The 908-nt window shown below is 55.0% G+C and carries 1 protein-coding gene; it reads right to left on the bottom strand.

Going from position 1 to position 908, the window contains the following annotated elements:
- On the bottom strand, positions 1-908 hold a 908-nt coding region (locus H8Z83_RS20545; RefSeq protein WP_187016498.1), incomplete at both ends, for a VirB4-like conjugal transfer ATPase, CD1110 family.

Genomic DNA, 908 nt, shown 5'->3' with positions numbered 1-908 from the left:
ACCGCCACAAAGTAGCTGGCTGTCAGTGGATCACGGAGCAGAATGTGAAACTCGTCAAAGTAGCACCAAGTTGCCGCGCCCTCGTGGAAGTTCTGATCCACCGCCTGCGAAACAAACTCATTTGTGATGTGCATTGCAATCTTTCTAAGGTTTTCGCCCATGTTTTTCAGAACGATGCACACCACACGGCTGTCCGTCTTGACGTTGGTAGGATGGTTAAAGAGATTGAGGGAGCCTGTGCAATAAAGCTCTAAGGCAGTTGCCACGCGCCGGGCCTCGGGCTCCGGCTGGCGTAAAAGCTCCTCATACAAATCCTGCAACAGCGGGGTTTTTGCGGTTTCCAGTCCGAGCGCCTGCTCCCGGTACACCAAACGCACGCAGCGGTCAACGACCGTCTTTTCAATGGGCTGCAAGCCTTCCTTGCCGCCGACCACCAGCTCGCACAGGGATAAAAGAAAATCCGCCTTCATGGAAAGCGGGCTTTCTCCGGCAGCCATATTGAGCTCCACATCCATCGGATTGAGGTGGTGCGGGCTGTCCGGGGCAATCTCGATCACCTGACCGCCCAGCCTTCGCACCAGCGGCGCATATTCGCCCATCGGGTCAACCACAATGATCCGATCCTGCGGGATGGTGAGAAACACATTCAAAAGCTCGCGCTTTGCGGCAAAGCTCTTGCCGGAGCCCGTAGAACCCAAATACATCCCGTTTGCCGACTTCAGCTTTTTGCGGTCAACCATGATGACATTGTGGGAAAGTGCGTTCATGCCATAGTAGAGGGCCTGCCCCGCCATGCGGAGCTCCCTTGTCATAAAAGGAATAAAGATGGCTGTGGAGCTGGTGGTCATACCGCGCTGGATTTCTACCTCGTTGTAACCAAGGGCCAACGAGGAAACAAAGCCCTGTTC

The sequence above is a fragment of the Dysosmobacter segnis genome, assembly GCF_014297285.1.
Lineage (GTDB): Bacteria > Bacillota > Clostridia > Oscillospirales > Oscillospiraceae > Oscillibacter > Oscillibacter segnis.
This window is presented reverse-complemented; position numbering and strand designations above follow the sequence as displayed.